Genomic DNA, 588 nt, shown 5'->3' on the forward strand with positions numbered 1-588 from the left:
ATTGGCCATGGTGAACAGCATGAAGACCAGAGCGTAAGCCGGCATCCGGATGACCAAACCGCCATACGCCTCGATATCGCGGGTGTGCATCCGGTCATAGATCACGCCAACACACAGGAAGAGCGCTGCGGAAATGAACCCATGACTGAGCATCTGGAAGATCGCGCCATCAATGCCCTGCTGGTTCGCTGCAAAGATACCCATGGTCACAAAGCCCATATGCGCGACCGAGGAATAGGCGATCAGCTTCTTCATATCCTCCTGCACCAGCGCGACCAGAGAGGTGTAGACAACGGCAATCGCCGACATCCACAGCACCACATCGGTCATCACCGCAGACCCCACCGGGAACATCGGCAGGCTGAAGCGCAGGAAGCCATAGCCGCCCATCTTCAACAGGATCGCCGCCAGCACGACCGAACCTGCCGTCGGCGCCTGAACGTGCGCATCCGGCAGCCAGGTATGCACCGGCCACATCGGCATCTTCACCGCGAACGACGCGAAGAAGGCCAGGAACATCACCGTCTGCATGCCGCCGACGATATAGATGCCCAGCACGCTGAACCCATCCGACGAGAACTGATGGCT

Annotated in this window: 1 protein-coding gene; it reads right to left on the bottom strand. The window is 59.2% G+C overall.

Translation table 11 applies throughout. From position 1 onward, the window contains the following. Positions 1–588 (bottom strand): NADH-quinone oxidoreductase subunit M (locus ACR0JX_RS19725; RefSeq protein ID WP_480545528.1); only part of this gene is annotated, 588 nt, incomplete at both ends.

The organism is Ruegeria sp. AH7, from assembly GCF_056541325.1.